The 4,586-nt window shown below is 23.7% G+C and carries 6 protein-coding genes; 5 read left to right on the top strand and 1 reads right to left on the bottom strand.

The genetic code is table 11. The features are described 5' to 3' along the window. Window positions 1-47 precede the first annotated feature (47 nt). The 5 genes from N3C_RS14455 (at window position 48) to N3C_RS14435 (ending at window position 4,059) form a co-directional block, all read left to right on the top strand. Entirely contained in the window at window positions 48-1,280 is a 1,233-nt protein-coding gene (locus N3C_RS14455) for a metallopeptidase TldD-related protein (protein WP_143312697.1), read from the top strand. Window position 1,281: 1 nt separating this feature from the next. Next, window positions 1,282-1,674 carry a hypothetical protein gene (locus N3C_RS14450; RefSeq protein ID WP_074366697.1) on the top strand — a complete coding sequence of 131 codons (393 nt, stop codon included), beginning with the start codon at window positions 1,282-1,284 and terminating at the stop codon, window positions 1,672-1,674. An 82-nt stretch (window positions 1,675-1,756) separates the two neighbouring features. Further along, window positions 1,757-2,182: a hypothetical protein gene (locus N3C_RS14445; RefSeq protein WP_074366696.1), complete on the top strand. Its 426-nt coding sequence runs from the start codon at window positions 1,757-1,759 to the stop codon at window positions 2,180-2,182. Then, window positions 2,175-2,873 carry an ABC transporter ATP-binding protein gene (locus tag N3C_RS14440; protein WP_074366695.1) on the top strand — a complete coding sequence of 233 codons (699 nt, stop codon included), beginning with the start codon at window positions 2,175-2,177 and terminating at the stop codon, window positions 2,871-2,873. The genes N3C_RS14445 and N3C_RS14440 overlap by 8 nt, the downstream gene beginning before the upstream one ends. After that, on the top strand, window positions 2,863-4,059 hold the full coding sequence (locus tag N3C_RS14435; RefSeq protein ID WP_074366694.1) for a hypothetical protein: 1,197 nt from the start codon (window positions 2,863-2,865) through the stop codon (window positions 4,057-4,059). The genes N3C_RS14440 and N3C_RS14435 overlap by 11 nt, the downstream gene beginning before the upstream one ends. A 90-nt stretch (window positions 4,060-4,149) precedes the next feature. On the opposite strand, the gene N3C_RS14430 is transcribed toward N3C_RS14435, so the two are convergent. Continuing rightward, window positions 4,150-4,539, bottom strand: coding sequence for an IS66 family transposase (locus N3C_RS14430; protein WP_143312696.1), 390 nt, complete (start codon window positions 4,537-4,539; stop codon window positions 4,150-4,152). Window positions 4,540-4,586 lie beyond the last annotated feature (47 nt).

Here is a 4,586-nt window from a genome sequence, read left to right as displayed (position 1 = left end):
GGGGGAGGAGTGTGTAGTAATACGTGATATACAATTATAAAACATTTATGGGGTTAAATACTATTAGAAATACTTTTCTTTTAAATAATGAAAATGATAATTGCTTGCATTATGTTACTGAAAATTATGGAATGCAATTGTATATGGAGAATAACAATACTATATTTCAATGCACAAAGGATAACATCAAAAAATACTTGAGAAAATATACAAATATAAATCACAAAGATATTTGTGCTATAAATAAATTTTTGACTTCTAGCTGTAATGATAAAAAAATAAGTGAGCAAAAACTAATTAGTATTAGTAAGACTATTAAAGAAAAAATTGAAAAAACTATTAACGTAAAATTTGATATACAATTATCTTTAGAAGAAGTAGAAATAAAAAAATTTATTTATAATTCATTAAGACAGCATAATGTTAAAGATAACTATTGTATTGTTACATATTCTATAAGTAAATGTAACAGAATGTTAATTAGCGATTTTATGGTTTTCAACTCTGTTAATGATATTGATATTGATAAAATTAGCAATATTATTATGAATGAAATTACATGGAGTTTATCAAAAAAAATTCAGTTAAACAGTACTAAAAATTTTGATATAATATTAAAAAATACTGCTGCAGGTATGTTTTTTCATGAGTGTATCGGACATTTTTTAGAAGCTGATCATTATTATAATTCCCCTATAAGATTATTAAAAGATAATAAATTTTGTTCAAGGAATATAACAATAATTGAAAATCTTGAGTATAACTACGATGTGGATGATTATGGGAGCAATGTATGCAACAGTATACAACTAATAAAGGATGGATATATAAATAATGTTTTAAGCAATGAAGTTTATTCAAATCTATTAGGAATTAAAAATACGGGTAATGGAATTACTGAAAATACATATATGTATCCTTTTATTAGAATGAGGAATATGAAATTATTAGAAAAACCTAATAATATTGAGGAATTAATTTCCAATACAGATAAAGGAATATTGATTGAAAAAATCTCTATGGGAGAAGTAAATGTATATACTGGTGATTTTTCAATTTTAGTTACTAAATCTTATATTATAAATAATGGTGTAATTAAGGAAGAATTAGATGAATTTGTCTTAAACTACAATATAAGACAATTAATAGAGGCAGATATGGAGGTATGTAACGATATAGAAAGTTGCATGAGTTTATGTGGAAAATTTGGAGTGGTTGTAAAAGTAAATTACTGCACACCTTCTGTATGTATCAAATGGCCAAAAAAGGTGGGAGTATAAAATGGATAAAGTGGATTTAGAAATAGAATATATTAATATTAATGATAAGGACTATTTTTCATATCGTTTAATTGATTATAATGATGATATAATTATGCACGAAGTTTTAGAGAATATTTGTATTGAAGAAATAAATTTAATGAAAGAAAAAATAAAAAAAATAAAATTTTTATCTAATGTAGATAATAGTAAAATTACTACAATATTAAATATAAAAGCAAAAAATAGTAGCAATAGCAAATGGGAAAAACAGTTTATTACTATAACTATTATAGTGCCATTACTAGGAGTTCAACTAAATACTATAATTGAAACTGCTATAGTAGAATCTTATAGTACATTCAAATCAGAACTTGAGAAGTTATTTCATAAAATAGAAAAAAATTTTATTTAGGCAAGGTAAAATAGAAGAGATAAATAAATATGAATATTTAATATTAAATGAAGAACCGTTAAGAATTATATTATCATTGATAATGCAATACTGTAAGGAAAAGTATATAGCGAATGAAAATTTAGTTTTTAATACTAATAGTAAAATCACTGTTGAAATAAAAAATTTAACTAATAACAAAGTAGAAGAAATTTATTTGTTAAAAGATGGTATAATAAAAACTTTAGATTATGATGTAAGCGTTGAAAGAATACTTAGTACAGCAAGCGATAAAAAACTAGAAAATATGAAAAATTATTTAGTTGTTGATAATGTTATAAACCATGCAACATTAATTTCTTTTAATACAGGTATTATGTCTATTGTAATGAATGTAAAAGATGAAATGAAAAATCTAATTTATAGATTTATATATAATACCAATGTTGTTGATTTTATTGAAAATTTTTATGTTCTAAATGATAATGAAAATTCAATTATTATAGGAATGAGGCGAGTTAATGATTGAAATTAAAAATATTAATATGAGTTATGGGAGCGATTATATCCTAAAAAGTTTAAATTATAAGTTTAAAACAGGTTTGATTTATGGATTAATAGGCAAAAATGGAGCAGGTAAAACAACTCTCTTAAAAGTAATAATGCGTTTAATTAGAGAAAATCAAGGAAGTATTTTTCTTGATGGCAAATGTGTAGATAATGTTGATTTTTTTAAAATTCCAGCAGTTTTTGTAAGTGATTCGCCAATATTTTATAGCGACTTAACCGTACGAGAGCATTTATTATTAGTATGCAATTCACAAAGGGTTGAAAAGAAAGAAGCAATTGCTAGAATTGATATACTATTAGATGAATTAAAACTTACAAAATATAAAAATAATTTTCCAAATACTTTATCAAAAGGGACACTACAGCGTTTAAATATTGCTTTAGGAATGATAAGAAATGAGTCAATAATACTTATGGATGAACCTTTTAATGCATTAGATCCAGTGCAAGTTTCAGCAGTAGAAACATTAGTTTTAAAATCAAAGAAAGAAGGAAAAACGTTATTAATTTCAAGTCATGATATTGATAGTTTGGGAAGTATTTGTGATGTATATCTAATTTTAAGAAATGGACAACTTTTGGAGTATATGCCTAATAAGTTAACAAAAGAAAATATAGCACAAATTATAGGTGATAGTTATGGGGATTGAAGGATTACAATTGCTTATTAAAAATAAGTTAAGACAATATATTAGAATCTATAAAAAAAATAAATTAAAATGGACATTAGCTATATTTATGGGAGTATTTTTGATATTTAGTATGGTAGATTTAATTAGAACTGCAATTGACAACTATTTCTCCATCTTATCTCTAGGATTCTTTATTTACTGTACAGCAAAGATTTTTCAAGATATTCCCATAATGAATATAGATTGTAAACTGATAAAGTTCAAAGTTTTAAGACTTTGGCAATTAAAAACTATAATAATATTAAAATCAGTAATACTATCAGGAGTTATTTTTACTTTTGTTTTAAATTTTTCCAATATGCTTGATAGATCAGAATTTTATCGAGCTGTTTTACTAGTTTTAATTAATATTGTAATTAATTTTGTTTGTTTTTTTAAAAGTCAAACTAATAATGCAAATGTTTTGACAATATTTACATTATTAGTTGTATCATTATCATATTATATTAATTCAATACTCATAATTAGTATATATCTCTTTACTATTCTATATGTATTTATTAATAAAAAATATTTTAAATATGATCAATTATTACCATATTATCAGTCTATGGCATTTTTATATGAAGGATTAGTTAATAATGATATATCAACGTTATCACAGGGGCAAATGCAATTAACTAAACAAAAACTTAAGAGTTCATTTAATTTTATGGAAAAATATTATGGTAACGAATATAGGTTTGAGTTCTATAAAGAGATTTCAAGAGCTATATATAACTATAAAAGAATTGTTAATGTTAGCTTAATTAATTTTTTAATAACTCTATTAACATTAATGTATGAGCATCCAATATGGATAAATAGTGTTGCTATGTTTAGTTTAGTTTTTATAACAGATTCAGTTTTAACATTAATTAATAAACCAGAGGCTATAAATAAAAATAAAGGTTTTTATTTTCCATATTCACTAAAAGAAATTATTAAGCAAAAATATTTTGCTCATTTATGTGTTATTTTAATTCCGTTTATTTCAAGTTTGCTTATACTTAAATATATAAGTTTTTTTGTTGTAATAATATGCTTTTTTATACTACCAATTAAAAATATATTATATAATTTTGGTGAAAATTTTATTACCAAATGTTTTGTGTATTGTTTGGAGAGTATTATATTATTAATGTGCACTATTAATTTATTGTAAGGTAAGCGTCAAAAATTTGACGTATTTAATTCTTATAAAAAAGGTATTAAAATATCCCAGTAAGGCAATTGATCTTTACTGGGATTAATTTTATCTCTTATCTTTAATTTTTATGTTTTCAGGAATCTTATCTGACCAAGGCATAAGATTCTCTAAACTTTCGCTATCGGATATATCTATCTTCGATAGATTATCAAATAGATAAACTAAATACCTTTCTACAACTAATTTATTAGCCTTGGCAGTTTCAATAATGCTGTAAATATTGCTACTTGCAGTTGCGCCCTTAGCAGTATTTGCAAAAAGGAAGTTCTTACGACCTATAACAAAAGGTTTTATTGCTCTTTCAGCAGCATTATTATCAACTTCTAAAGAACCATCTAGTAGTATATTCTTTAATCCTGGCAAATGCTTTTTAGCATAATCAAGTGCCTTACCTAAGGGACTTCTTGGAAGAGCATTTTTTATTTCTTTCAACATAATCAATAAAGTTATCTATAATTGGAGCTAATTTTTCATCTATTAAT

The sequence above is a fragment of the Clostridium sp. N3C genome, assembly GCF_900095445.1.
In the GTDB taxonomy this organism is placed as follows: domain Bacteria; phylum Bacillota; class Clostridia; order Clostridiales; family Clostridiaceae; genus Clostridium_AU.
The sequence above is the reverse complement of the archived record's forward strand: the minus strand, read 5'-3'. Positions and strand labels throughout refer to the sequence as shown.

Coding starts and splice junctions, on each gene's coding strand:
- N3C_RS14450 (WP_074366697.1), top strand. CDS start 1,282: ATGGATAAAGTGGATTTAGAAATAGAATATATTAATATTAATGATAAG.
- N3C_RS14455 (WP_143312697.1), top strand. CDS start 48: ATGGGGTTAAATACTATTAGAAATACTTTTCTTTTAAATAATGAAAAT.
- N3C_RS14440 (WP_074366695.1), top strand. CDS start 2,175: ATGATTGAAATTAAAAATATTAATATGAGTTATGGGAGCGATTATATC.
- N3C_RS14445 (WP_074366696.1), top strand. CDS start 1,757: ATGCAATACTGTAAGGAAAAGTATATAGCGAATGAAAATTTAGTTTTT.
- N3C_RS14435 (WP_074366694.1), top strand. CDS start 2,863: ATGGGGATTGAAGGATTACAATTGCTTATTAAAAATAAGTTAAGACAA.
- N3C_RS14430 (WP_143312696.1), bottom strand. CDS start 4,539: ATGTTGAAAGAAATAAAAAATGCTCTTCCAAGAAGTCCCTTAGGTAAG.